The organism is Halomonas llamarensis (genome assembly GCF_023555005.1).
Lineage (GTDB): Bacteria > Pseudomonadota > Gammaproteobacteria > Pseudomonadales > Halomonadaceae > Vreelandella > Vreelandella llamarensis.
The window spans coordinates 1-518 of sequence record NZ_JAMJPJ010000103.1; the positions used below are offsets into that span (position 1 = coordinate 1).

The 518-nt window shown below is 59.3% G+C and carries 1 protein-coding gene; it reads right to left on the reverse strand.

Going from position 1 to position 518, the window contains the following annotated elements; genetic code table 11:
* Nucleotides 1-518 (reverse strand): IS66 family transposase (gene tnpC / locus M8006_RS17770; RefSeq protein ID WP_250084554.1); only part of this gene is annotated, 518 nt, incomplete at both ends.

The following is a 518-nucleotide window of genomic DNA, read 5'->3' on the forward strand; positions in this document are numbered from 1 at the left end:
GCTCGTCGTCGTTGAGCGTGGGCAATGTTTCGAAGACGTACCGCAGGTACTCATAGGGTGGGAGGCCATTGGCCTTGGCGGTTTCGATCAAGCTGTAGATCGCCGCGCTGGCATGGGCACCGCTCGGCGTGTGGCTGAACAGCCAGTTCTTGCGGCCCACCACGAAGGGGCGGATGGCGTTCTCCGCCGGGTTGTTATCCAGCGGTATCAGGCCATTGTCCAGGAATCGGGTGAGTCGTGGCCACTGATGATCCAGGTAATGCAGCGCTTTACCCAGTGTGCTTTTGGGGAGCACTTGTGCCAGGGATTTGTCGAGCCAGGTGCGCAACTGAGCGATCAGGGGCTGACTTTTCTGCTCGCGCAGCGCGTGACGCGCGTCGGGATCGAGCGCTTTGGCCTGTTTTTCCACAGCATAGAGTTTGCCCATCTGGTTGATCACCCAGTCGGCCTTACCGGTCTTGCCCTTGGGTTGTACCTTCTGAGCTTCAATGAACTTGCGTCGTGCATGGGCCCAGCAA